Source organism: Streptomyces sp. NPDC000229 (assembly GCF_040300825.1).
Lineage (GTDB): Bacteria > Actinomycetota > Actinomycetes > Streptomycetales > Streptomycetaceae > Streptomyces.
The window spans coordinates 18,476-41,298 of record NZ_JBEPEL010000057.1 but is presented as its reverse complement, the minus strand read 5'-3'; the positions used below and the strand labels follow the sequence as shown (position 1 = coordinate 41,298).

Here is a 22,823-nt window from a genome sequence, read left to right as displayed (position 1 = left end):
GCGCCGAGGGGAGCGGGCCGAAAGGCCGGAACCCGGAAGCGTAACCCGAACAAAATCCCCGCCGGGGGTTGCGTTTTGGTGGCCTATGGTGTAATTGGCAGCACGACTGATTCTGGTTCAGTTAGTCTAGGTTCGAGTCCTGGTAGGCCAGCTCAGCAGAGCTTATCTGCATCGCGGATCTCATCCGCAAAGCCCCCGTTGTGTAGCGGCCTAGCACGCTGCCCTCTCAAGGCAGTAGCGCCGGTTCGAATCCGGTCGGGGGTACAGATCCTTCCCGCGTGACCGCCTGGGTAGCTCCCATGGTCACGATGCAGGATCGCTAGGGCCCCCGTTGTGTAGCGGCCTAGCACGCCGCCCTCTCAAGGCGGTAGCGCCGGTTCGAATCCGGTCGGGGGTACTGGTCTAAACCACCATGGGCTATGGTGTAATTGGCAGCACGAGTGATTCTGGTTCATTTAGTCTAGGTTCGAGTCCTGGTAGCCCAGCGCGTCACATCAGGATGCACGCCCCCGTTGTGTAGCGGCCTAGCACGCCGCCCTCTCAAGGCGGTAGCGCCGGTTCGAATCCGGTCGGGGGTACGTACAGAGGAAGCCCTCCCCAGCAGGGGAGGGCTTCTTCGTGTTCACGGGCAGGGACGAGTGAGCGGGAACAACTCCGGCCCACCGCTGCGGCGTTGAAGCGGTGAGCCGGGAGTCGGCAGCAGGGACGAAAGGTCAGCCGGAGCGGCGCAGGGCGTCCGACAGGCGGGCGGCGGCGTCGATGACCGCCTGGGCGTGCATCCGGCCCGGGTGGCGGGTCAGGCGCTCGATCGGCCCCGACACCGACACGGCGGCCACCACGCGGTTCGACGGGCCCCGCACGGGGGCGGAGACGGACGCCACGCCCGGCTCGCGCTCACCGATCGACTGGGCCCAGCCGCGGCGCCGTACGCCCGACAGGGCCGTCGCCGTGAAGCGCGCCCCCTGGAGGCCCCGGTGCAGCCGCTCGGGCTCCTCCCAGGCCATCAGGATCTGGGCCGAGGAGCCGGCCTTCATGGTGAGCGTGGAGCCGACCGGCACGGTGTCCCGAAGACCGGACAGCCGCTCCGCCGCGGCGACGCAGATGCGCATGTCGCCCTGGCGCCGGTAGAGCTGTGCGCTCTCCCCGGTGACATCACGCAGATGAGTCAGCACCGGTCCGGCCGTGGCCAGCAGCCGGTCCTCGCCGGCCGCGGCGGCGAGCTCCGCCAGCCGGGGGCCCAGGATGAACCGGCCCTGCATGTCCCTCGCCACCATCCGGTGGTGTTCCAGTGCCACGGCAAGGCGATGTGCCGTGGGTCGTGCGAGCCCTGTCGCCGCGACCAGCCCGGCGAGGGTGGCCGGACCGGACTCCAGGGCGCTCAATACCAGAGCTGCCTTGTCGAGAACGCCGACGCCGCTAGAGTTGTCCATGCAACGATATTCACGTCTCACTCTGTGAAACGCAAGTTCAATTTCTCCAGGAACTTGCCACCCTGTACGTACGACCCGACGACCATCGGGTCCGATGTCGACGTCCAGCACGTGAAACGTGGGATTACGGGCGTGGGCCCACTGATCTCTAGAGGTGCCGGCACACCACGCCGGCCGGAGGGAAAGCGATGGGTAGGACTCTCGCGGAGAAGGTCTGGGACGACCATGTCGTCCGGCGCGCCGAAGGCGAGCCCGACCTGCTCTTCATCGATCTGCACCTGCTGCACGAGGTGACCAGCCCCCAGGCCTTCGACGGCCTGCGCAAGAGCGGCCGGCAGGTGCGGCGCCTCGACCTCACCATCGCGACCGAGGACCACAACACCCCCACCCTCGACATCGACAAGCCGATCGCCGACCCGGTCTCCCGGGTCCAGCTGGAGACGCTGCGCAAGAACTGCGCCGACTTCGGCGTCCGCCTGCACCCGCTGGGCGACGTCGAGCAGGGCGTCGTCCACGTCGTGGGACCGCAGCTGGGCCTGACCCAGCCGGGCACCACCGTGGTCTGCGGCGACTCGCACACCTCCACGCACGGCGCCTTCGGCGCTCTCGCCTTCGGCATCGGCACCTCCCAGGTGGAGCACGTCCTGGCCACCCAGACGCTGCCCATGGCCCGCCCCAAGACCATGGCCATCACGGTCGACGGCGAACTGCCCGAGGACGTCACCGCCAAGGACCTCATCCTGGCGATCATCGCGAAGATCGGCACCGGCGGCGGTCAGGGATACGTCCTGGAGTACCGCGGCTCGGCCATCGAGAAACTCTCGATGGAAGCCCGCATGACCATCTGCAACATGTCGATCGAGGCCGGCGCCCGCGCGGGCATGATCGCCCCGGACGAGACCACCTTCGCCTACCTCAAGGGCCGCGCCCACGCGCCCGAGGGCGAGGACTGGGACGCGGCGGTCGCCTACTGGAAGACCCTGAAGACGGACGAGGACGCGGTCTTCGACGCCGAGGTCGTCATCAACGCCTCCGAGCTGGCCCCCTTCGTCACCTGGGGCACCAACCCCGGCCAGGGAGCGCCGCTTTCGGCGTCCGTCCCCGACCCGGCTTCGTACGAAGACGCTTCGGAGCGCCTGGCCGCCGAAAACGCCCTGAAGTACATGGGGTTGACCGCCGGACAACCGCTGCGTGACATCAAGGTCGACACCGTCTTCGTAGGCTCCTGCACCAACGGCCGCATCGAGGACCTGCGCAACGCCGCCGCCATCCTGGACGGCCGCAAAGTCGCCGACGGCGTGCGGATGCTGGTCGTCCCCGGCTCGGTCCGGGTCGCTCTCCAGGCCGTCGAGGAGGGGCTGGACAAGGTCTTCAAGGAGGCCGGGGCCGAATGGCGGCACGCGGGCTGCTCGATGTGCCTGGGCATGAACCCCGACCAACTCGCGCCCGGCGAGCGTTCCGCCTCCACCTCCAACCGCAACTTCGAGGGCAGGCAGGGCAAGGGCGGCCGCACCCACCTGGTGTCGCCCCAGGTCGCCGCCGCCACCGCGGTGCTGGGCCACCTGGCCTCGCCCGCCGACCTGTCCGAAGCCCCCGCGACCGCCGGAGTCTGAGCAACCATGGAAGCTTTCACCACCCACACCGGCCGGGCCGTCCCGCTGCGCCGCAGCAACGTCGACACCGACCAGATCATCCCGGCCCACTGGCTGAAGAAGGTCACCCGCGACGGCTTCGAGGACGGCCTGTTCGAGGCCTGGCGCAAGGACCCCGAGTTCGTCCTCAACCGTCCCGAGCGGCAGGGCGCCACGGTCCTGGTCGCCGGCCCCGACTTCGGCACCGGCTCCTCGCGCGAGCACGCCGTATGGGCGCTGCAGAACTTCGGCTTCAAGGCCGTCATCTCCTCCCGCTTCGCCGACATCTTCCGCGGCAACTCGCTGAAGAACGGCCTGCTCACCGTGGTCCTCGACCAGCGTGTCGTGGACGCGCTGTGGGAACTGACCGAGGCCGACCCGCAGGCGGAGGTCACCGTCGACCTGGAGGCGCGCGAGGTGCGCGCCGAGGGCATCACCGCCGCCTTCGAACTCGACGAGAACGCCCGCTGGCGGCTGCTGAACGGCCTGGACGACATCAGCATCACGCTGCAGAACGAGGCGGACATCGCCGCGTACGAGGCCAAGCGCCCGTCGTACAAGCCCCGCACCGTGCAGGTCTGAGCCCTCTCCGACCTCCGCGCGCCACCCCCGGTGCCCCCGGCCGATCCACGGCCGGGGGCACCGTCGTGTACGGGTGCTCAACTTCGCCGTGCGAACCGTGGAGACGATGGCCGAAAGTGCCCTTGCCCACCGCCGTGGGGGCACCCGAGGGGCCATCCGGCTGACGCCGTTCGCCTGCCACCGCACACCCCTCCCGGAGCCCTCCCACTGAGCCGTCCGGCACCCGAACTCCCTTAATGGCCAGGGGATTTCCGGTTTCAGGACCGGTCGGCGGGTGAGGCTGTAGGCAGGCCTCGAAACGCCGCCGCGGTACGCCAGTTACCCCCTACGGAGGCGACAACTCGCCCCAGATGGCACAATCGGTGCATGGAACGCGACAGCCAACTCGAGCTCTATCAGGCCGTCGCAGCCCGACTGAAAGAAGCGCACACCCGAGTGCGCGAACTGCAAGTCCCGGAGGGCGTAAGGATGACGCTGTCCCGGAAGCTGCTGGCCATCACGGCCGCGGCGAAGCACGATCTCGCAGGCACGGCACGGCGGCTGGACCGGTTGATGAAGGACCTCGACGAGGGCCGATTCCCTGAAGGGGACTGACACTCGAACTCCGCGGCGGCCGACTTCGTTGCGGCACTAGGGTGATTAGCCCGTTTCATGTTTGATTTGCGGTATATATCTGCCTAACGTGCGAAAAGCTTGAACACTTTCGTTCCGGCAATGTCTCCGAAGGGGAAGACGTGAACAAGGCGCAGCTCGTAGAAGCGATTGCCGACAAGATGGGTGGCCGCCAGCAGGCCGCCGATGCTGTCGACGCGGTGCTCGACGCGATCGTCCGTGCCGTGGTCGGCGGTGACCGGGTCTCGGTCACCGGCTTCGGCTCGTTCGAGAAGGTCGACCGCCCGGCCCGTTACGCCCGTAACCCGCAGACGGGTGAGCGCGTGCGGGTCAAGAAGACCTCCGTTCCGCGCTTCCGTGCCGGTCAGGGCTTCAAGGACCTGGTCAGCGGCTCGAAGAAGCTCCCCAAGGGCGGCGAGGTCGCCGTCAAGAAGGCCCCCAAGGGCAGCCTTTCGGGCCCGCCGCCCACCATCGCCAAGGCCGCCGGCAAGAAGGCGGCCGCCAAGAAGACCACCGCCGCGGCGGCGAAGAAGACGGCCGCCAAGAAGGCGACGCCGGCGAAGAAGACCACCGCCGCGGCCAAGAAGACCACCGCCAAGAAGGCCACGCCGGCCAAGAAGACCACGGCGAAGAAGGCCACGCCGGCCAAGAAGACCGCCACCACGGCGGCCAAGAAGACCACCGCGAAGAAGACCGCGCCGGCGAAGAAGGCCACGGCGAAGAAGGCGCCCGCCAAGAAGACCACGGCGCGCAAGACCACCGCCAAGAAGACCGCCTCGCGCAGCAAGTAAGCGGCACGAGGCCCCAGGGCCACTCACGCGCCGGGCCGGGCTCCCGAGAGGGAGCCCGGCCCGCGGTGCGTCCGGTCGGCCGACCGCTAGAACGTCTGGAGCGTCACCAGCGTGATGCGCAGGGCGTCGCCCTGTCCCTCCGTCTCGATCCGGACCCGCTGCCCCGGCCGCAGCAGCCGCAGCCCGCCCGCCTCGAAGGCCGCCGCGGAGAAGTCCACCGGGGTGCCGTCGTCGAGCAGCACACTCCCGCTGCGGGATTCTGGGTCGTACGTGTACGCGGTCGCCTGCATGAACGGCAGCTTATCCGGCCGCCCCGCCCACCGCGCGGACGTCCACCGCCCACCGCTCGGCCGTCCGCGGGCCCACCCCCATCTCCAGGGCGGCCCGCAGATCGTCGCCCGTGTCCACGTCCTGCCGTACCGAGTGGACACCGTCCAGCCGGATTTCCACCGCGCCCGACAACAAATGCCTGCGCCGCGACTCCCCGCCGAAAGCCGGGCGCAATTCCACTCCAGGGCCCGCCGACAGCAATGTGGTGCCGATTTCGGCAGCATCCGCCAGAAAAGCCCGCGGGAATTCCGAGGCGACGGCCAATACCCGGGACAGTTCCGCGGGCCGCAGTGCCGGGAGGTCGGCGTTGAGCGTCGCCACCGGTGCGTCGGGGTGCCGCGCGCGTACGGCCTCGGCCCCGTGAGCCAGCGCGGCGTTCAGCCCGGCGGCCGGAGCGTCCGGCACGATCCGGGCCCCCAGTGCGCCCAGGGTGAGCGCCGCCACCGGATCGTCCGTGACGACCGACACATCCCGCACCGCCGGGCAGGTCAGCGCCGCCGCCACCGTGTCCTGCGCGAAGGCCAGCGCCAGCCGTGGCCGCACCAGCGGGCCGGCGGCACCGGCGAGCCTGCTCTTGGCCCGGACGAGCGGCTTCAGCGGGACGACCAGTGACCAGGAGCCGGTCGGGTCGGCGTTCGTGGCGTGCTCTCCTTCCGTGCGGCGGCCATTCGGCAGGCCGTGCGCGTCGGGGCCCATTGTGGCGCGGCGCCGGTGCGACCGGGGGCAGTGCTGTCCGAGGCGGGGCGTACGGTGTTCTCGACAGACCAGGGGCCTGGGGCGACACTTGACCCCCGGCAAGCCCAGTCCCAGAGGAAGGTGTCCGAGTGTCCCGCCGCAGAATCGGCTTCTGGTACCGCCTTGCGGCGGTCATCGCAAAACCACCACTGGTGGTTCTGTTCAAGCGGGACTGGCGGGGAATGGAGCACATTCCGGCCGACGGTGGATTCATCACCGCGGTCAACCACAACTCGTACCTCGACCCGCTGTCGTACGCACACTTCCAGTACAACACCGGACGAGTTCCGCGCTTCCTGGCGAAAGCGGCCCTGTTCAAGGGGTCGTTCGTCGGAACGATGCTGCGAGGCACCGGGCAGATCCCCGTCTACCGGGAGACGACCAACGCGCTGGACGCCTTCCGCGCCGCCGTCGCCGCCATCGAGCGGGGCGAATGCGTCGCCTTCTACCCCGAGGGCACCCTCACCCGCGACCCCGACATGTGGCCCATGGCGGGCAAGACCGGCGCCGCCCGCGTCGCCCTGCTCACCAAGGTGCCGGTCATCCCGGTCGCCCAGTGGGGCGCCAACTTGGCGATGCCGCCGTACGCCAAGGAGAACAAGGTCCGCCTCTTCCCGCGCAAGACCCTGATCGTGCAGGCCGGCCCGCCCGTCGACCTCACCCGGTTCTACGACAAGGAACCCACGCCCGAGGTGCTGCGCGAGGCGACCGAGGACATCATGGCCGCGATCACCTCCCTCCTGGAGGAGGTCCGGGGCGAGAAGGCCCCCGCCACGCCGTACGACCACCGCAGGGCACGCCTGGAACAGCGGCGCAAGGCCGCAGGGGAGGAAGCGAAGTGACACGCCCCGACACGGCAGGCCCGGCGGGCCGCCCCGTCAAGGCAGCCGTCTTCGGCACCGGATCCTGGGGTACGGCCTTCGGCATGGTGCTCGCCGACGCGGGCTGCCAGGTGACCCTCTGGGGCCGCCGCCGCGAGCTCGCCGACGCCATCAACACCACCCGTACCAACCCCGACTACTTCCCGGGCACCGAGCTCCCCGAGTCGGTACGCGCCACCACCGACCCGGCCGAAGCCGCGCACGACGCCGACTTCACCGTGCTGGCCATCCCCTCCCAGACGCTCCGCGGCAACCTCGCCGAATGGGCGCCGAAGCTGGCCCCGGACACGGTCCTCGTCTCCCTGATGAAGGGGATCGAACTGGGCAGCGCCAAGCGGATGAGCGAGGTCATCCAGGAGGTCGCCGACGTCCCGTCGAGCCGGGTCGCCGTGGTCACCGGCCCCAACCTCGCCAAGGAGATCGTCGCCCGCATGCCCGCCGCGGCCGTCGTCGCCTGCCAGGACGAGGCCGTCGCCCAGCGGCTCCAGGCGGCCTGCCACACCCCGTACTTCCGCCCCTACACCAACACCGACGTCGTCGGCTGCGAACTGGGCGGCGCCGTGAAGAACGTCATCGGGCTGGCCGTCGGCATCGCGGACGGCATGGGCCTCGGCGACAACGCCAAGGGCTCGCTCATCACCCGGGGCCTGGCCGAAACCACCCGCCTCGGGCTGGCGATGGGCGCCGACCCGCTGACCTTCTCCGGGCTCGCCGGCCTCGGCGACCTGGTCGCCACCTGCTCCTCGCCGCTCTCCCGCAACCACACCTTCGGCTTCAACCTCGGCAAGGGCATGACCCTCCAGGAGACCATCGCGGTCACCAAGCAGACCGCCGAGGGCGTCAAGTCCTGTGAGTCCGTCCTGGATCTGGCGCGCCGCCACGGTGTCGACATGCCCATCACGGAGACCGTCGTCGGCATCGTCCACGAAGGAAAGCCGCCGATGGTGGCGCTCAAGGAGCTGATGTCGCGCGCCGCGAAGCCCGAGCGGCGCTGACACCGAACAGACGGACCACACGGTCGCTGACGCAACCGGAGGGAGCAGGTACGCTCATCGCGATATGAGCAGCGAGAACCTCCCCACCAGCACCGGGCGCAAGCCGCGCGTGGCCGTCGTCTTCGGCGGCCGCAGCTCCGAGCACGCCATCTCCGTCGTCACGGCCGGAGCCGTCCTGCGCGCCATCGACCGGGACAAGTACGACGTGCTGCCGATCGGCATCACCACCGACGGCCGCTGGGCGCTGACCGCCGACGAACCGGAGCGGATGGCCATCGCCGACCGCACGCTGCCGACCGTCGCCGACCTCGCCGAGTCCGACGAGGGCAGCGTCGTCCTGTCCGTCGACCCCGGCAGCCGCGAGGTCGTCTACAGCGAGCCCGGCTCGGTCCCCAAGGTCCTGGGCGACGTCGACGTCGTCTTCCCGATGCTGCACGGGCCCTACGGCGAGGACGGCACCCTCCAGGGGCTGCTGGAGCTCGCCGGGGTGCCGTACGTGGGCGCCGGGGTGCTCTCCTCGGCCGTCGGCCAGGACAAGGAGTACATGAAGCGGGTCTTCGTCTCCTTCGGGCTGCCCGTCGGCCCGTACGAGGTGATCCGCCCCCGCGAGTGGGAGCAGGATCCTTCCGCCGCCCGCGAGAAGATCGTCGGCTTCGCCGCCGAGCACGGCTGGCCGCTCTTCGTGAAGCCCGCCCGCGGCGGCTCCTCGATGGGCATCACCAAGGTCGACGACCTCTCCGGGCTGGAGGGCGCCATCGAGGAGGCCCGGCGCCACGACCCCAAGGTCATCGTCGAGTCTCTGCTGACCGGCCGCGAGATCGAGTGCGGGGTGCTGGAGTTCGAGGACGGCCCGCGCGCGTCCGTACCCGCCTGGATCCCGCCCGTCACCGACCACGACTTCTACGACTTCGAGGCGAAGTACATCGACTCGGCGTCCGGTGTCGTCCCCGCGCCGATCACCCCGGAGCAGACCGCCGAGGTGCAGCGGCTCGCCGTCGCCGCGTTCGAGGCGGCGTCCTGCGAGGGTCTGGTCCGCGCGGACTTCTTCCTCACCGACGACGGCGAATTCGTCATCAACGAGATCAACACCATGCCGGGCTTCACGCCGATCTCCATGTACCCCCGCATGTGGCAGGAGAGCGGCGTCAGCTACCCGGAGCTCGTCGACAGGCTCATCCAGGCCGCGCTGCGCCGCCCGACCGGCCTGCGCTAGCCCTGCCGCCCGCCTGTGGCCGGTGACGGCTGCGGGCGGGTGTGACCGCGGGTCCCGGCGGGGGCCGCGGAAGGGGCGCACCCGGGCGGGGGCCCGGGGACTCGGGGGGCTAGAGGCTCGGGGGGACCGTTTTCTTCACCGCGTCGGCGAAGGCGGCGAGCGGGGTGGCGTCGTGCGCGAAGCGCTTGTCCAGCGACACCTCCACATAGGTCTTGCGGTACGTGGAGGTGAAGCGCGGACCGTCGCCGTCGCGCTGCTCCAGCATCCAGTTCACGCCCTCCGCCTCGACGGCCTTCGCACGGGGATCACTCATCCTGGCGGGCCGGGGGACACCGCAGCGCAGTACGATCGCCCCGTCCCCCCACCCGGCGGTCAGATCGGAACCCGGCTCCGGATCATTCCGGTCGAGTCCCGCGACGGTCTCCGGAAGCTCCTTGTGCAGCGCGCCGCAGAGGGCGGCCTCTTCCGACGGCGGACGGGGAACCGGGACGGATGCCTTCGCGTCCGTCGAGGAACAGCCCGCGGCCGCCACCAGGACGGCGGCGGCCACGACGGCGACGGGCAGGGCGGGCAGGCGGCGAAGCCGGGGCGAAGACGTCACCGGCCCAGGGTAGACGGGGGCTACAGGTGTACGACCGGGCAGGTCAGGGTCCGTGTGATCCCGTCCACTTGCTGGACCTTCGCGACCACCATGCGGCCGAGTTCGTCGACCGTGTCGGCCTGGGCGCGCACGATCACGTCGTACGGACCCGTGACGTCCTCGGCCTGGATCACCCCCGGGATCTTGGAGATGGTCTCGGCGACCGTCGACGCCTTGCCCACCTCGGTCTGAATAAGGATGTACGCCTGTACCACGGAACCTCCAGGGCGGCCACGAGGATCTTGTGGAGAAGAAAGGGACGCCACGGTACCGCGTCGCCGCGGGCAGCGGGGAGACCCGCGCGGCCGGTGGCGCGCGAGGCCGGCGCACGAAGCACCGAGTTGACGGTCTACTTGACGGTACCTACAGCAGTGACGGGTCGCGACCGCAACCGCACTGGGGCAGAAGGGGCACAGCGATGAAGGGCACTGTCGGCGAGTTGGGGGAGTTCGGGCTGATCAGGGAGCTCACCTCCCGGCTCACCTCCACCCCGGCGGTACGGATCGGGCCCGGCGACGACGCCGCGGTCGTGGCCGCACCCGACCGGCGTGTGGTGGCCAGCACGGACATCCTGCTGGAGGGACGGCACTTCCGCCGCGACTGGTCCACCGCGTACGACGTCGGCCGCAAGGCCGCCGCGCAGAACCTCGCGGACATCGCCGCCATGGGCGCCGTACCGACCGCGCTGCTGCTCGGCCTCGTCGTCCCCGCCGAACTGCCGGTCACCTGGCCCACCGAGCTGATGGACGGCCTCCGTGACGAGTGCCAGGTCGCGGGCGCGGCCGTCGTCGGCGGCGACGTCGTACGCGGCGACACGATCACCGTGGCCATCACGGCGCTGGGGGACCTGCGCAACCACGAACCGGTCACCAGGGGCGGGGCGCAGCCCGGCGACGTCGTCGCGTACACCGGCTGGCTGGGCTGGTCGGCCGCCGGGTACGCGGTCCTCTCGCGCGGGTTCCGCTCGCCGCGCGCCTTCGTCGAGGCCCACCGCCGGCCCGAGCCGCCCTACCACGCGGGCCCGGCCGCCGCGGGGCTCGGCGCGACCGCCATGTGCGACGTCAGCGACGGCCTGATCGCCGACCTCGGGCACATCGCCGAGGCCAGCAAGGTCCGAATCGACCTGCGCTCGGGGCTCATCGACATCCCGACCCAGATGAACGACATCGGCCAGGCCGTCGGTGTCGACCCGATGCAGTGGGTCCTCACCGGGGGCGAGGACCACGCGATCGTCGCGACCTTCCCGCCGGACGTGAAGCTGCCGGCCCGCTGGAAGGTCATCGGCGAGGTCCTCAACCCCTCCGCCCTGCCGCAGGTGACCGTCGACGGCGCGCCCTGGCACTCCACGGGCGGCTGGGACCACTTCGGGGAGGGCGAGTGATCCCGCGCGTCCTGACCGTCGCCGGGTCCGACTCCGGCGGCGGGGCCGGCATCCAGGCCGACCTGAAGACCATGCTGGCGCTCGGCGTGCACGGCATGAGCGTGATCACCGCCGTCACCGCGCAGAACTCGCTGGGCGTCCAGGGCGCCTGGGAGCTGCCCGTGGAGGCGGTGCGGGCCCAGTACCGCAGCGTCGTCGACGACATCGGCGTACAGGCGGTGAAGACCGGGATGCTGGCCTCGGCGCCGCTCGTGGAGGCGGTCGCGGAGCTGCTGGCCGGGACGGACGCCCCCGTGGTCGTCGACCCGGTCGGGGTGTCCAAGCACGGCGACCCGCTGCTGGCCGCCTCCGCGCTCGACTCGGTGCGGAAGCTGCTGCTACCGGTCGCCACCGTGGCGACGCCGAACCTGGACGAGGTGGCCCAGCTCACCGGGGTGACCGTCAAGGGGGAGGCGGACCTGCGGCGGGCCGCCGCCGCGGTGCTGGAGTACGGGCCGCGCTGGGCGCTCGTCAAGGGCGGGCACCTGGCCGGGGACGCAGTGGACCTGCTGACCGACGGCACGCAGGAGCACTGGCTGCGGGCCCCCCGGCACGACAACCGGCACACCCATGGGACGGGCTGCACGCTCGCGTCGGCAGTCGCGGCGGGCCTCGGCAAGGGGCTGGCGGTGCCGGACGCGGTACGGGAGGCCAAGGAGTACGTCACGGGCGCGATCGCGGCCGGGTTCTCGCTGGGCGGCGGGATCGGACCGGTGGACCACGGGTGGCGCTTCCGCTAGCGGGAGCGGGTACGGCAAAAAGCCGGTCCACCGAGGTGGACCGGCTTTCAAGGCAACCGCAGGGGCTGCGCTACGACGAACCTCGTCGGCGTTAGCGCGAGACCTTGCCGGCCTTGATGCACGAGGTGCAAGCGTTGAGCCGCTTCGGCGTCCCACTGACCACGGCACGCACGCGCTGGATGTTCGGGTTCCAGCGACGAGACGTACGGCGGTGCGAGTGCGAGATGTTGTTGCCGAAGCCCGGCCCCTTGCCGCAGACGTCGCAGTTGGCAGCCACGGGTCACTCCAAAGACTTCAGGTGCACTTACAGTGAAATCCGGCGAGCCGGAATCAGATCTGGTGACTGAAGTGGCGTTGCCGGGGGAATGGCCCGACTTTCATCGGGCAACCGGAGCAGCATACAACGACTGCTTCGGTTCAACGAAACTACCACGGTTCGCCCGGCCCCCGCCCGGGGCCCCGGTCCCGCCCGGGGTCTACGCTGCGGTGCAGTCAGCGCTGCTCGAGGAGGACACCAGGTGCCGCAGACCCTGCCGCAGGCGCTCGATTCCGCAGTGGTCCGTAGCTGGTGCTCACTGGCGCTGGAGGCGCTCGGCCGGGAGCGCGAGGAGATCGACGCGATCAACGTCTATCCGGTCGCGGACGGGGACACCGGCACCAACCTGTACCTGACCGTCGAGTCCGCGTCCCAGGCGGTGGAGGCCGTCTTCGCGGCCATCGCGGCTCCCGATTTCGCCGACACCGTACGGGCCATGGCGCACGGCGCCCTGCTCGGCGCCCGGGGGAACTCCGGCACCATCCTCTCCCAGCTGCTGCGGGGCATGAGCGAGGTCCTCGCCGAAGGCCGTGACGGACACCACTTGGCCAGGGCGCTGCGGAGGGCGTCCGTGTCCGCCCGGGAGGCGGTCGCGCACCCCGTCGAGGGCACGATCCTGACCGTCGCGGCGGCCGCCGCGTCCGCCGCGGCGGGGGGAGCGACCGACGGGGCGGGCGGCGTGACCGACGGGGCGGGCGGCTCCGGCGACGTGGCGACGGTCGCCCGCGCCGCGTACGCGGGGGCTCGCGCGGCCCTGGAGGCGACGCCCGCGCAGCTCGCCGTCCTGAAGCGGGCGGGCGTGGTGGACGCGGGCGGGCGCGGGCTCGTCACAATGCTGGGCGCCCTCGTGGAAGCGGTCTGCGGGGAGGCGCCCGTCCGGGCCCCGCGTACGCCCAGAGCGAGCCCGGTGCCCTCCGCGGAGCCCTGCTCGGACGCGGGGCCCGCCTATGAGGTCATCTACCTGCTGGAGGCCGACGACGCGGCCGTGGCCCGGTTGCGCGACCGGCTCGACGGGCTCGGCGACTCCCTGGTCGTGGTCGGCGGCGACGGGCTGTGGAACGTCCATGTCCACGTGGACGACGCGGGCGCGGCCGTGGAGGCGGGCGTCGAGGCGGGGCGCCCGCACCGGATCCGGATCACCCACTTCGGTACGGAGGCGGCGCCCGAGGAACGCGCGGGACGCGCCGTGGTGGCCGTCCTGCCCGGCGAGGGGCTCGCCCGCCTGTGCGCCGACGCGGGCGCCACGACGGTGCTCACCCGCCCCGGCGAGCCCCCGGCCAGCGGCGAGCTCGTCGACGCCATCCGGCGCGCCCACGCGCGCGAGGTGGTCCTGCTGCCGAACGACGCCGCCCTGCGGCACACCGCGGCGGCGGCGGCCGAACAGGCGCGGGCGGAGGGTATCCGGGTCGCCCTCGTCCCCACGCGCGCCGCCGTCCAGGGCATCGCCGCCCTCGCCGTCCACGAACCGGACCGGCGCTTCGACGAGGACGTCGTCGCCATGACCGCCGCGGCGGGCGCCACCCGCTACGGCGAACTGGCCGTCGCCGAGCACCAGTCGTTCACTTCCGCGGGCGTCTGCCAGGCCGGTGACGTCCTCGGCCTGATCGACGGCGACGTCGCCGTGATCGGCCACGACGTGGCGACCATCGCGGAGACGGTTCTGGACCGCATGCTCTCGGCGGGCGGCGAACTGGTCACCCTCGTCCTCGCCGACGACGCCCCCGACACCCTCGCGGACCGTCTGGAGACCCACGTACGCGAGACCCACCTCGCGGTCGACACGGTCACCTACCCCGGCGGCCCCCAGGCCCCCCTGCTGCTGATCGGCGTCGAATAGCGCGTCCGTCCACAGCTGCCCGCACCTGTCAGTGCCGTGGTGTGCAATGGGAGACGTGTCAGCTCTCGACGAACCACTGAAGAAGCAGCTCGGTGCCGCCACCGCCAAGGTGATGGCCGAGCACCTCGACCTGCACACCGTCGGCGACCTGCTCCACCACTACCCGCGGCGGTACGCCGAGCGCGGCGAGCTCACCACCCTCGCCGACCTGCCGCTGGACGAGCACGTCACCGTGGTGGCCCGGGTCGCGGACGCGCGCGTGCTGACCTTCAACAGCGCCAAGGGGCGCGGCCAGCGGCTGGAGGTGACCATCACCGACGGCAGCGGACGGCTGCAACTGGTGTTCTTCGGCAAGGGCGTCCACAAGCCCCACAAGGACCTCCTGCCCGGCACGCGCGCGATGTTCGCCGGCAAGGTCTCCGTCTTCAACCGCAAGACGCAGCTCGCCCACCCCGCGTACGAGCTGTTGCGCGGCGAGGACGGCGAGACCGCCGTGGACAGCTGGGCCGGGGCCCTCATCCCGATCTACCCGGCCACCACCAAGCTGGAGTCCTGGAAGATCGCCAAGGCGGTCGACGCGGTGCTCCCCAGCGCGGCGGACGCCGTCGACCCGCTGCCGCCCGCCCTGCGTGAGGGCCGCGGCCTGACCGGCCTCCCGGACGCCCTGCGCAAGATCCACCGGCCGCGCACCAAGGCCGACATCGCCGACGCCCGCGACCGGCTCAAGTGGGACGAGGCGTTCGTCCTCCAGGTCGCCCTCGCCCGCCGCCGGTACGCCGACACCCAACTGCCCGCCGCGGCGCGGAAACCGGTGCCCGGCGGACTGCTGGACGCCTTCGACGCCAAGCTTCCGTTCACCCTCACCGAGGGTCAGGAGAAGGTCTCCAAGGAGATCTTCGACGACCTGGCCACCGAGCACCCCATGCACCGCCTGCTCCAGGGCGAGGTGGGCTCCGGCAAGACCATGGTGGCGCTGCGGGCGATGCTCGCCGTCGTCGACGCGGGAGGCCAGGCCGCCATGCTCGCGCCGACGGAGGTGCTCGCCCAGCAGCACCACCGGTCCGTCACCGAGATGATGGGCGAGCTGGCCGAGGGCGGCATGCTCGGCGGCGCAGAGCACGCCACCAAGGTCGTGCTCCTCACCGGCTCCATGAGCGCCGCCGCCCGCCGGCAGGCGCTGCTCGACCTGGTCACCGGCGAGGCGGGCATCGTCATCGGCACGCACGCGCTGATCGAGGACAAGGTCCAGTTCCACGACCTGGGCCTGGTCGTCGTCGACGAACAGCACCGCTTCGGCGTCGAGCAGCGCGACGCCCTGCGCGGCAAGGGCAAGCAGCCGCCACACCTGCTCGTCATGACCGCCACGCCCATCCCGCGCACGGTCGCCATGACCGTCTTCGGCGACCTGGAGACCTCCGTCCTCGACCAGCTGCCCGCCGGCCGCTCGCCGATCGCCAGCCATGTCGTCCCGGCCGCCGACAAGCCGCACTTCCTGGCCCGCGCCTGGGAGCGGGTCCGCGAGGAGGTGGAGAACGGCCACCAGGCGTATGTGGTCTGCCCCCGCATCGGCGACTCCATCGACGAGGCGCCCGAGCCCAAGAAGAAGTCCCCGGAGGACGAGGCGGAGAAGCGGCCCCCGCTCGCCGTCCTGGACGTCGCCGACCAGCTCGCCAAGGGCCCGCTCGCCGGTCTGCGTGTCGAGGTACTCCACGGCAGGATGGCGCCCGACGACAAGGACGCCGTCATGCGCCGTTTCGCCGCCGGCGACGCCGACGTCCTGGTCGCCACGACCGTCATCGAGGTCGGTGTGAACGTCCCCAACGCCACCGCCATGGTGATCATGGACGCGGACCGCTTCGGCGTCTCCCAGCTGCACCAGCTGCGCGGCCGCGTGGGCCGCGGCTCCGCCCCGGGCCTGTGCCTGCTGGTCACCGAGATGCCCGAGGCGAGCCCCGCCCGGCAGCGCCTCGCCGCCGTCGCCTCCACCCTCGACGGCTTCGAGCTCTCCCGCATCGACCTCGAACAGCGCCGCGAGGGCGACGTCCTCGGCCAGGCCCAGTCCGGTGTCCGCTCCAGCCTCCGCATGCTCGCCGTCATCGACGACGAGGAGATCATCGCCGCCGCCCGCGAGGAGGCGGTGGCCGTCGTCGGCGCCGACCCGGAGCTGGAGCACCTCCCGGAGCTGCGCACCGCCCTGGACGCCCTGCTCGACAAGGAGCGCGAGCAGTACCTGGAGAAGGGCTGACCGGCGCACATCCTGGTGGAGCCCATATCGTGGAGTCACCAGCATCCACAGGACGGCAAGGACCTCAGATGACCCGCGTGATCGCCGGTGCGGCCGGCGGACGCCGCCTGGCCGTGCCGCCGGGCAACGGCACCCGCCCCACCTCCGACCGGGCACGTGAGGGGCTGTTCTCCACCTGGGAGGCGCTCCTCGGGACGCTCGACGGCATCCGGATCGCCGATCTGTACGCCGGGTCCGGCGCCGTCGGCCTGGAGGCGCTCTCCCGGGGCGCCGCCCATGCCCTGCTCGTCGAGTCCGACCAGCGGGCCGCCCGCACGGTCCGGGAGAACGTCAGGGCGCTCGGCCTGCCCGGCGCCGAGGTCCGCGCCGGCAAAGCCGAACAGATCGTGACAAGTGCGTCGCCCTCGGCCCCGTACGACGTCGTCTTCCTCGACCCGCCGTACGCCGTGTCCGACGACGATCTTGGCGAGATCCTCCTCACACTCCGCACCAAAGGCTGGCTCGCCGACGATGCGCTCGTCACCGTGGAGCGCAGCACCAGGGGCGGAGAATTCACCTGGCCGGACGGTTTCGAACCGCTACGGACCCGTCGCTACGGCGAGGGAACGTTTTGGTACGGTCGCGCCGCCTCTATGTGCGAAGACGCACGATGACCGGTTCGGAGAGCGAGGGACTTCAGTTGCGCCGCGCAGTCTGTCCGGGGTCGTTCGACCCCATCACCAACGGACACCTCGACATCATCGCCCGCGCCTCCAAGCTGTACGACGTCGTCCACGTCGCGGTGATGATCAACCAGTCCAAGAAGGGCCTGTTCACCGTCGAGGAGCGGATGGAGCTCATCCGCCAGGTCACCGGTGAGTACGGCAACGTGAAGGTGGAGTCCCACCACGGCCTGCTCGTCGACTTCTGCAAGGAGCGCGACATCCCCGCCATCGTGAAGGGGCTGCGCGCCGTCAGCGACTTCGACTACGAGCTCCAGATGGCCCAGATGAACAACGGCCTCTCCGGTGTCGAGACGCTCTTCGTCCCCACCAACCCCACCTACAGCTTCCTGTCCTCCTCCCTGGTCAAGGAGGTCGCCGCCTGGGGCGGTGACGTCTCGCACCTCCTGCCGCCCGTCGTCCACGAGGCCCTGGTCAAGCGCCTCGGCGAGAAGTGAGCAACTGACAGCCCGTCACCCGGTGTCGGGCCGTGGCCCACTGGCCTTACAGTCGTCCCGTCCGTCTCCAATCCGGCTGTAGAGAGTGGCGAGCACACGGTGGACGTGCAGAAGAAGCTCGACGAGATCGTCGAGACGGTCGCGAGCGCCCGTTCCATGCCCATGTCGGCCTCCTGCGTGGTCAACCGCGCCGAGCTGCTCGCGATGCTCGACGAGCTGCGCCAGGCCCTGCCGGGCTCGCTGGCCCAGGCCCAGGAGCTGATCGGCGGCCGTGAGCAGCTGGTGGAGCAGGCCCGCCAGGAGGCCGAGCGGATCATCGAGGCGGCCCACGCCGAACGCGGCTCGCTGATCTCCGACACCCAGGTCGCCCGCCAGTCCCAGGAGGAGGCCGACCGCATCCTCGCCGAGGCCCGCCGGGAGGCCGAGGAGATCCGCGCCGAGGCCGACGACTACGTCGACTCCAAGCTCGCCAACTTCGAGGTCGTCCTCACCAAGACCATCGGCTCCGTCGACCGCGGCCGCGAGAAGCTCCTCGGACGGGGCCCCGGCCTCGACGACCAGGGGTACGCGGACGAGGACGCCCCCGAGTACAGCGCCGACCCGCAGACCCTGATCCGGCGCGCGGACGAGTACGTCGACGCCAAGATCAGCGCCTTCGAGGCGGTGCTGACCAAGACCCTGGAGGCGGTCGGGCGCGGGCGCCAGAAGCTGCACGGCCGGATCGCCACCGACGACCTCGGCGCCCACATGGCCGCCCAGGACGCGGCGGGCGCCGCCCGGCAGCACACCAGCGACGCCGACTACCTGGCGGGCCTCGCCGAGCTGGCCGACCCCGAGCCGGGCCGGCAGCCCGTCCAGCCGCCCGCGCCGGCCTACACCCCCGCCCAGCAGCAGCCCGACCCGTACGCCTACCAGCCCCAGGACGCCGGCTACGGCTACCAGCAGGACCCGTACGCGTACCAGGGCTACGACCAGAGCGGGCAGCAGGTCCAGGGCTACGACCAGCAGCCGTACCCGTACGAACAGCAGCCCCAGCAGCCCCACCAGCCCCAGACCGCCGCGCTCGACGAGACGAGCTTCTTCGACACGAGCATGATCGACCTGGACCAGCTCCGTCAGTACGAGCAGGGTCACGGGCAGGGGCGCTGACCCGACCGGATTGGGCTGTGAGCGAAGCGTCCAGTATCCTGGCTCTTCGGTCGCGAGTACGTCCGCGATCCCGCGTGCCCGCGTCGGCCCACATTCCGACGCCGAGCACCCCCCGAACGATTCCGAAAGCAGGAAAAGCCCTGAGTACGCGCCTCGACCACCGCAACCCCCTCGTGTTCGACACGCACGAGCTGGGTCGGCGTCCCGGTGCCCTCCAGCGGCTGTCCCGCACGGTCGAGGCCCCCGTGGACCTCGGCATCGACGGAGTCATCGGCGTACCCCAGGGCTCGCCCGTCGAGCTGGACCTCCGCCTCGAGTCGGTCATGGAAGGGGTGCTTGTCACAGGCACCGCCCGTGCGTCGGCCGAGGGGGAGTGCGTAAGGTGTCTGGAGCCGCTGCGCCAGGAGGTTGCGGCGGACTTCCAGGAGATGTTCTCGTACCCCGACACCGACGACCGGGGCCACCGCAAGGCGGCCGCGGACGACGATGCCGAGGACGACGAGGACATGACCCCCCTCGAGGACGGCATGTTCGACCTCGAGCCCGTGCTGCGTGATGCGGTGGTGCTCGCACTGCCGATGCAGCCGGTGTGCCGGGAGGACTGTGCAGGGTTGTGCGCCGAATGCGGAGCCAACCTGAACGAGAACCCGGACCACCACCATGACGCCGTCGACATTCGTTGGGCGGCACTGCAGGGACTCGCCGATTCACTCGGGACCGGCGAGAAGGACAACATGGGCGGCGCCGAAGCGGGCGTCGACGAGAAGCAGGAGAAGTAGCCGTGGCTGTTCCGAAGCGGAAGATGTCGCGCAGCAACACGCGCCACCGCCGGTCGCAGTGGAAGGCTGCGGTCCCCACCCTGGTTTCGTGTGAGCGTTGCCAGGAGCCGAAGCAGCAGCACATCGCGTGCCCGAGCTGCGGCACGTACAACAAGCGCCAGGTCCTCTCGGTCTGAGCGGGCTGGTGAGAGGCACCGTGTCTAGCCACAAAACGGCGGATGACGCCAAGAAGCAGGCGGAGAACACGGCCTCGTCCCACACGCTTCTGGAAGGGCGGCTCGGGTACCACCTCGAGTCCGCCCTTCTGGTGCGTGCGCTGACCCACCGTTCGTACGCGTACGAGAACGGCGGCCTGCCCACCAACGAGCGCCTGGAGTTCCTCGGGGACTCCGTGCTCGGCCTGGTGGTCACGGACACGCTGTACCGCACCCACCCCGACCTGCCCGAAGGCCAGCTGGCCAAGTTGCGGGCCGCGGTGGTCAACTCGCGTGCGCTGGCGGAGGTCGGCCGCGGCCTCGACCTGGGCTCCTTCATCCGGCTGGGCCGGGGCGAAGAAGGCACCGGAGGCCGGGACAAGGCATCCATCCTCGCCGACACCCTCGAAGCGGTGATCGGCGCGGTCTATCTCGACCAGGGCCTCGAAGCGGCGTCCGAGCTGGTGCACCGGCTCTTCGACCCGCTGATCGAGAAGTCCTCGAACCTCGGCGCCGGCCTGGACTGGAAGACCAGCCTCCAGGAACTCACCGCGGCCGAGGGCCTCGGCGTTCCGGAGTACCTGGTCACCGAGACCGGACCGGACCACGAGAAGACCTTCACTGCTGCTGCCCGCGTCGGTGGTGTCTCGTACGGCACCGGCACCGGCCGCAGCAAGAAGGAAGCGGAGCAGCAGGCGGCGGAGGCCGCCTGGCGGGCCATCCGGGCCGCCGCGGACGAGCGTGAGGCGGCGGCGAAGGCCGCGGCCGAATCCGGCTCGGACACCGGCGCGGGCGTCGGTGACGACACCGCATTCGGAACTGACACCGCTTCCGGAACCGGCGCCGATTCCGGCCCCGGCTCCGGCTCCGAAGAGGTCGCCGACACCTCTTCGGTCTCCGAAGCCTCACAGGCCACGGCCTGAGCTGTTCGCTTCCACCCCGTCGCACCTCCAGTGCGGCGGGGTTTTCCCCATGACCCGTCACCGCCGCCCCCGTGACCGCGTGACGCCATGAACCCATGAAGGAGTGCCGTGCCCGAGCTGCCCGAGGTGGAAGTCGTTCGGCGCGGCCTGGAGCGCTGGGTCAGTGGCCGGACCGTCTCCGACGTCCAGGTCCTGCACCCGCGGGCCGTACGGCGGCACCTCGCAGGCGGCGAGGACTTCGCCGCCCGGCTGACGGGGCACCGCTTCGGCGTCGCGCGGCGCCGCGGGAAGTACCTGTGGCTGCCGCTGGACGACGCCGACGCGTCCGTGCTCGGGCACCTGGGCATGAGCGGGCAGTTGCTCGTGCAGCCGGAGGGCGCGGCGGACGAGAAGCACCTGCGGATCCGTATCCGCTTCGCGGACGCGCTCGGTACGGAACTCCGCTTCGTCGACCAGCGCACCTTCGGCGGACTCTCCCTCCATGAGAACACCCCCGACGGGCTGCCCCAGGCCATCGCGCACATCGCCCGCGACCCCCTGGACCCGGACTTCGACGAGGCCGCCTTCCACACGGCACTGCGTCTGCGACGCACGACCGTCAAGCGGGCCCTGCTCGACCAGTCGCTGATCAGCGGCGTCGGCAACATCTACGCGGACGAGGCGCTGTGGCGCGCCCGCCTCCACTACGACCGCCCCACCGCGAGCCTGACCCGCCCCCGCTCCACCGAACTGCTCGGGCACGTACGGGACGTCATGACGGCCGCGCTCGCGGTCGGCGGCACCAGCTTCGACAGCCTGTACGTCAACGTCAACGGCGAGTCCGGCTACTTCGACCGGTCCCTGGACGCCTACGGCCGCGAGGGTGAGCCCTGCCGGAGGTGCGGCACCCCGATGCGCCGCCGCGCCTGGATGAACCGCTCCAGCTACTTCTGCCCGCGCTGTCAGCGCCCGCCGCGCCCGGCGCCGCCGCTCACCTCGTCGTAACGCTCCCGGGCCGCGAGGACCTCCGGCATCCGGCCCTCGACCAGCTCGATCAGCCCGAGGAGCCGCTCGGCGACGTCCCGCCCGAGCGGCGTCAGCTCGTAGTCGACACGTGGCGGGTTCGTCGGCTGGGCCTCGCGGTGGACCAGGCCGTCCCGCTCCAGGGCGTGCAGCGTCTGGGAGAGCATCTTCTCGCTCACCCCGTCGACGCGCCGCCGCAGCTCGTTGAAGCGGCAGCCGCCCTCGTACAGGGCGCCCAGGGTCAGGCTGCCCCACCGTCCCGTCACATGCTCCAGCGTGCCGCGCGAGGGGCACTGCCGGGAGAAGACGTCGAACGCCGGACGGTCATCCATGCCCGCCAGCGTACTGCGGAGGCTACGCGCGTCGGCCTCGGACGATCAGAAGCCGAAGAAGTGACTGGTGGAGTCCCCGACCTGCACCAATCTAACTGATCAACTCGGTGACCAGTGGCGGAGCTGTCGTCGGTTGTCAGCGTTGGTCATGGTTGGGCGCTCTTTCACGGCCCAGATAGGGCCCGGAGAAGCTCCCAAGAGTGGTGCAGGCGGTCACTTCCGCCGCTGCCCTTGCTGCGCCTTCGGCTTCGGTGGCTTGGCGACCCCGTACAAGTTCGCCGCCTGCCCTCTTCGTTGAAATCTATCCCGGGCGGCAGCGACAGTGGACTTGGGTGCCACCGTCCCGGCGTCCTTGGCCAACTGCGCGGCTTTCTCGTGCTTCATGTGCAAGTCAACGGGGCTAGCGACTCCAGGGAGAGTGGCTAGCCTCTTCGCGTTCTTGCCCTCACGCCATCCCACATAGATGCCAAGGCCGAGAAGGAGTGCTCCTGCGCCAGCGAAGAGGAGCGTGAAAGTCACGGACATGCGTCACCCACTTGCGGATAGCCAGACAGCATAGGTACCACAGGCAACAGTCAGAATGAATAGCAATACTGTCACGGTCACGAGGGTGCCCGACGGGGTGTACCCACTCAAAGCGCTCAAACGCTGGCTGTACCCCACGCAAGGAAGCATGAACACGGCAGCCGCCGCCAAGACGATCTTGCGGGCATTGGGGCGCCCTGGCACTTCACTGGTTAGAAGGTCGGCACTGCCCCCGATCATGATCACCACCCCGGACAAAAGGAACTCGACACCGCCAAACACTCGGGCCGGAGTCTGATTTCCAGTGCCGGTGATCATCGCCCAGCTAACAACGATCAGTGATGCCATAGTGGCACTCAGGG

General features: G+C 70.7%; 26 protein-coding genes and 5 tRNA genes. 23 read left to right on the top strand and 8 right to left on the bottom strand.

From position 1 onward, the window contains the following. Positions 1-79: 79 nt before the first annotated feature. The 5 genes from ABT360_RS24695 (at position 80) to ABT360_RS24675 (ending at position 578) form a co-directional block, all read left to right on the top strand. Positions 80-151: transfer RNA gene (locus ABT360_RS24695), tRNA-Gln, on the top strand. 40 nt (positions 152-191) lie between these two features. Continuing rightward, positions 192-264 (top strand) — tRNA-Glu (locus ABT360_RS24690). 60 nt (positions 265-324) lie between these two features. Beyond that, positions 325-397, top strand: a tRNA-Glu gene (locus ABT360_RS24685). Between the two features lie 16 nt (positions 398-413). Next, positions 414-485: transfer RNA gene (locus ABT360_RS24680), tRNA-Gln, on the top strand. 20 nt (positions 486-505) lie between these two features. After that, a tRNA-Glu gene (locus ABT360_RS24675) sits at positions 506-578 on the top strand. A 135-nt stretch (positions 579-713) separates the two neighbouring features. Here the strand turns inward: ABT360_RS24675 and ndgR are convergent. Beyond that, complete coding sequence (gene ndgR / locus ABT360_RS24670; RefSeq protein WP_017947593.1) at positions 714-1,430, bottom strand: IclR family transcriptional regulator NdgR; 717 nt, start codon at positions 1,428-1,430, stop codon at positions 714-716. 188 nt (positions 1,431-1,618) lie between these two features. On the opposite strand from ndgR, the gene leuC reads away from it, so the two are divergent. The 4 genes from leuC to ABT360_RS24650 all read left to right on the top strand — a co-directional run bounded on the left by leuC (position 1,619) and on the right by ABT360_RS24650 (position 5,046). After that, complete coding sequence (leuC, locus tag ABT360_RS24665; protein WP_351820439.1) at positions 1,619-3,043, top strand: 3-isopropylmalate dehydratase large subunit; 1,425 nt, start codon at positions 1,619-1,621, stop codon at positions 3,041-3,043. Between the two features lie 6 nt (positions 3,044-3,049). Continuing rightward, on the top strand, positions 3,050-3,643 hold the full coding sequence (gene leuD / locus ABT360_RS24660) for a 3-isopropylmalate dehydratase small subunit (RefSeq protein ID WP_351820436.1): 594 nt from the start codon (positions 3,050-3,052) through the stop codon (positions 3,641-3,643). A gap of 366 nt (positions 3,644-4,009) precedes the next feature. Beyond that, positions 4,010-4,237, top strand: coding sequence for a hypothetical protein (locus ABT360_RS24655; RefSeq protein ID WP_351820433.1), 228 nt, complete (start codon positions 4,010-4,012; stop codon positions 4,235-4,237). A gap of 140 nt (positions 4,238-4,377) precedes the next feature. Next, positions 4,378-5,046: an HU family DNA-binding protein gene (locus ABT360_RS24650; protein WP_351820430.1), complete on the top strand. Its 669-nt coding sequence runs from the start codon at positions 4,378-4,380 to the stop codon at positions 5,044-5,046. An 86-nt stretch (positions 5,047-5,132) separates the two neighbouring features. On the opposite strand, the gene ABT360_RS24645 is transcribed toward ABT360_RS24650, so the two are convergent. Both ABT360_RS24645 and cofC read right to left on the bottom strand, forming a co-directional pair. Then, positions 5,133-5,336 (bottom strand): hypothetical protein, encoded by a 204-nt coding sequence (locus ABT360_RS24645; protein ID WP_351820428.1) that lies wholly within the window; start codon positions 5,334-5,336, stop codon positions 5,133-5,135. 10 nt (positions 5,337-5,346) lie between these two features. Continuing rightward, complete coding sequence (gene cofC, locus ABT360_RS24640; protein ID WP_351820425.1) at positions 5,347-6,072, bottom strand: 2-phospho-L-lactate guanylyltransferase; 726 nt, start codon at positions 6,070-6,072, stop codon at positions 5,347-5,349. A gap of 128 nt (positions 6,073-6,200) precedes the next feature. On the opposite strand from cofC, the gene ABT360_RS24635 reads away from it, so the two are divergent. The 3 genes from ABT360_RS24635 (at position 6,201) to ABT360_RS24625 (ending at position 9,200) form a co-directional block, all read left to right on the top strand. After that, on the top strand, positions 6,201-6,953 hold the full coding sequence (locus ABT360_RS24635) for a lysophospholipid acyltransferase family protein (protein ID WP_351820422.1): 753 nt from the start codon (positions 6,201-6,203) through the stop codon (positions 6,951-6,953). Continuing rightward, positions 6,950-7,987, top strand: coding sequence for an NAD(P)H-dependent glycerol-3-phosphate dehydrogenase (locus ABT360_RS24630; protein WP_351820419.1), 1,038 nt, complete (start codon positions 6,950-6,952; stop codon positions 7,985-7,987). Before ABT360_RS24635 ends, ABT360_RS24630 begins: the two co-directional genes overlap by 4 nt. 64 nt (positions 7,988-8,051) lie before the next feature. Then, positions 8,052-9,200, top strand: a complete 1,149-nt coding sequence (locus tag ABT360_RS24625; RefSeq protein WP_351820416.1) for a D-alanine--D-alanine ligase family protein — start codon at positions 8,052-8,054, stop codon at positions 9,198-9,200. 109 nt (positions 9,201-9,309) lie between these two features. Here ABT360_RS24625 and ABT360_RS24620 read toward each other — a convergent pair whose 3' ends face one another. Both ABT360_RS24620 and ABT360_RS24615 read right to left on the bottom strand, forming a co-directional pair. Continuing rightward, positions 9,310-9,801 (bottom strand): DUF3515 domain-containing protein, encoded by a 492-nt coding sequence (locus ABT360_RS24620; RefSeq protein WP_351820413.1) that lies wholly within the window; start codon positions 9,799-9,801, stop codon positions 9,310-9,312. A gap of 20 nt (positions 9,802-9,821) precedes the next feature. Then, the gene (locus ABT360_RS24615) at positions 9,822-10,055 is read right to left on the bottom strand and encodes an Lrp/AsnC family transcriptional regulator (protein ID WP_028802415.1); all 234 of its coding nucleotides are present in this window, start codon (positions 10,053-10,055) and stop codon (positions 9,822-9,824) included. A 203-nt stretch (positions 10,056-10,258) separates the two neighbouring features. Between ABT360_RS24615 and ABT360_RS24610 the strand changes: the two genes are divergently transcribed. Both ABT360_RS24610 and thiD read left to right on the top strand, forming a co-directional pair. Further along, a complete protein-coding gene (locus ABT360_RS24610; RefSeq protein ID WP_351820410.1) occupies positions 10,259-11,221 on the top strand; it encodes a thiamine-phosphate kinase in 963 nt (320 codons plus the stop codon). Continuing rightward, on the top strand, positions 11,218-12,000 hold the full coding sequence (gene thiD, locus ABT360_RS24605) for a bifunctional hydroxymethylpyrimidine kinase/phosphomethylpyrimidine kinase (protein WP_351820407.1): 783 nt from the start codon (positions 11,218-11,220) through the stop codon (positions 11,998-12,000). Before ABT360_RS24610 ends, thiD begins: the two co-directional genes overlap by 4 nt. Positions 12,001-12,091: 91 nt before the next feature. On the opposite strand, the gene rpmB is transcribed toward thiD, so the two are convergent. Beyond that, positions 12,092-12,277, bottom strand: a complete 186-nt coding sequence (gene rpmB, locus ABT360_RS24600; protein WP_064070327.1) for a 50S ribosomal protein L28 — start codon at positions 12,275-12,277, stop codon at positions 12,092-12,094. Between the two features lie 241 nt (positions 12,278-12,518). Here rpmB and ABT360_RS24595 point away from each other — a divergent pair, with 241 nt between their 5' ends. From ABT360_RS24595 to mutM, 9 genes are all read left to right on the top strand, one after another. Continuing rightward, positions 12,519-14,153: a DAK2 domain-containing protein gene (locus ABT360_RS24595; protein WP_351820404.1), complete on the top strand. Its 1,635-nt coding sequence runs from the start codon at positions 12,519-12,521 to the stop codon at positions 14,151-14,153. A gap of 46 nt (positions 14,154-14,199) precedes the next feature. Next, the gene (gene recG, locus ABT360_RS24590; RefSeq protein WP_351820401.1) at positions 14,200-16,398 is read left to right on the top strand and encodes an ATP-dependent DNA helicase RecG; all 2,199 of its coding nucleotides are present in this window, start codon (positions 14,200-14,202) and stop codon (positions 16,396-16,398) included. 68 nt (positions 16,399-16,466) lie between these two features. Further along, positions 16,467-17,051: a 16S rRNA (guanine(966)-N(2))-methyltransferase RsmD gene (gene rsmD, locus ABT360_RS24585; RefSeq protein ID WP_351820398.1), complete on the top strand. Its 585-nt coding sequence runs from the start codon at positions 16,467-16,469 to the stop codon at positions 17,049-17,051. Between the two features lie 26 nt (positions 17,052-17,077). Beyond that, entirely contained in the window at positions 17,078-17,557 is a 480-nt protein-coding gene (gene coaD, locus ABT360_RS24580; protein WP_351820461.1) for a pantetheine-phosphate adenylyltransferase, read from the top strand. 99 nt (positions 17,558-17,656) lie between these two features. After that, the gene (locus ABT360_RS24575; protein ID WP_351820395.1) at positions 17,657-18,706 is read left to right on the top strand and encodes a cell division initiation protein; all 1,050 of its coding nucleotides are present in this window, start codon (positions 17,657-17,659) and stop codon (positions 18,704-18,706) included. A gap of 173 nt (positions 18,707-18,879) precedes the next feature. Continuing rightward, positions 18,880-19,485 carry a YceD family protein gene (locus tag ABT360_RS24570; protein ID WP_351820392.1) on the top strand — a complete coding sequence of 202 codons (606 nt, stop codon included), beginning with the start codon at positions 18,880-18,882 and terminating at the stop codon, positions 19,483-19,485. 2 nt (positions 19,486-19,487) lie between these two features. Then, positions 19,488-19,661 carry a 50S ribosomal protein L32 gene (rpmF, locus tag ABT360_RS24565; RefSeq protein WP_030496967.1) on the top strand — a complete coding sequence of 58 codons (174 nt, stop codon included), beginning with the start codon at positions 19,488-19,490 and terminating at the stop codon, positions 19,659-19,661. A gap of 8 nt (positions 19,662-19,669) precedes the next feature. Beyond that, positions 19,670-20,602 carry a ribonuclease III gene (rnc, locus tag ABT360_RS24560; RefSeq protein ID WP_351820388.1) on the top strand — a complete coding sequence of 311 codons (933 nt, stop codon included), beginning with the start codon at positions 19,670-19,672 and terminating at the stop codon, positions 20,600-20,602. A gap of 108 nt (positions 20,603-20,710) precedes the next feature. After that, entirely contained in the window at positions 20,711-21,586 is an 876-nt protein-coding gene (gene mutM / locus ABT360_RS24555; protein WP_351820385.1) for a bifunctional DNA-formamidopyrimidine glycosylase/DNA-(apurinic or apyrimidinic site) lyase, read from the top strand. Here the strand turns inward: mutM and ABT360_RS24550 are convergent. Then, a complete protein-coding gene (locus ABT360_RS24550; RefSeq protein ID WP_351820458.1) occupies positions 21,544-21,945 on the bottom strand; it encodes a winged helix-turn-helix transcriptional regulator in 402 nt (133 codons plus the stop codon). The two genes, mutM and ABT360_RS24550, sit on opposite strands and share 43 nt — an antisense overlap. A 519-nt stretch (positions 21,946-22,464) precedes the next feature. Next, entirely contained in the window at positions 22,465-22,809 is a 345-nt protein-coding gene (locus ABT360_RS24545; RefSeq protein WP_351820382.1) for a hypothetical protein, read from the bottom strand. Between the last annotated feature and the right edge of the window lie 14 nt (positions 22,810-22,823).

Excerpts from the sequence above, each read along its gene's own strand:
- ABT360_RS24625 (WP_351820416.1), top strand. The coding sequence starts at position 8,052 with ATGAGCAGCGAGAACCTCCCCACCAGCACCGGGCGCAAGCCGCGCGTG.
- ABT360_RS24545 (WP_351820382.1), bottom strand. The coding sequence starts at position 22,809 with ATGGCATCACTGATCGTTGTTAGCTGGGCGATGATCACCGGCACTGGA.
- leuC (WP_351820439.1), top strand. The coding sequence starts at position 1,619 with ATGGGTAGGACTCTCGCGGAGAAGGTCTGGGACGACCATGTCGTCCGG.
- recG (WP_351820401.1), top strand. The coding sequence starts at position 14,200 with ATGGGAGACGTGTCAGCTCTCGACGAACCACTGAAGAAGCAGCTCGGT.
- cofC (WP_351820425.1), bottom strand. The coding sequence starts at position 6,072 with ATGGGCCCCGACGCGCACGGCCTGCCGAATGGCCGCCGCACGGAAGGA.
- ndgR (WP_017947593.1), bottom strand. The coding sequence starts at position 1,430 with ATGGACAACTCTAGCGGCGTCGGCGTTCTCGACAAGGCAGCTCTGGTA.
- rsmD (WP_351820398.1), top strand. The coding sequence starts at position 16,467 with ATGACCCGCGTGATCGCCGGTGCGGCCGGCGGACGCCGCCTGGCCGTG.
- ABT360_RS24645 (WP_351820428.1), bottom strand. The coding sequence starts at position 5,336 with ATGCAGGCGACCGCGTACACGTACGACCCAGAATCCCGCAGCGGGAGT.
- leuD (WP_351820436.1), top strand. The coding sequence starts at position 3,050 with ATGGAAGCTTTCACCACCCACACCGGCCGGGCCGTCCCGCTGCGCCGC.
- ABT360_RS24655 (WP_351820433.1), top strand. The coding sequence starts at position 4,010 with ATGGAACGCGACAGCCAACTCGAGCTCTATCAGGCCGTCGCAGCCCGA.
- ABT360_RS24610 (WP_351820410.1), top strand. The coding sequence starts at position 10,259 with ATGAAGGGCACTGTCGGCGAGTTGGGGGAGTTCGGGCTGATCAGGGAG.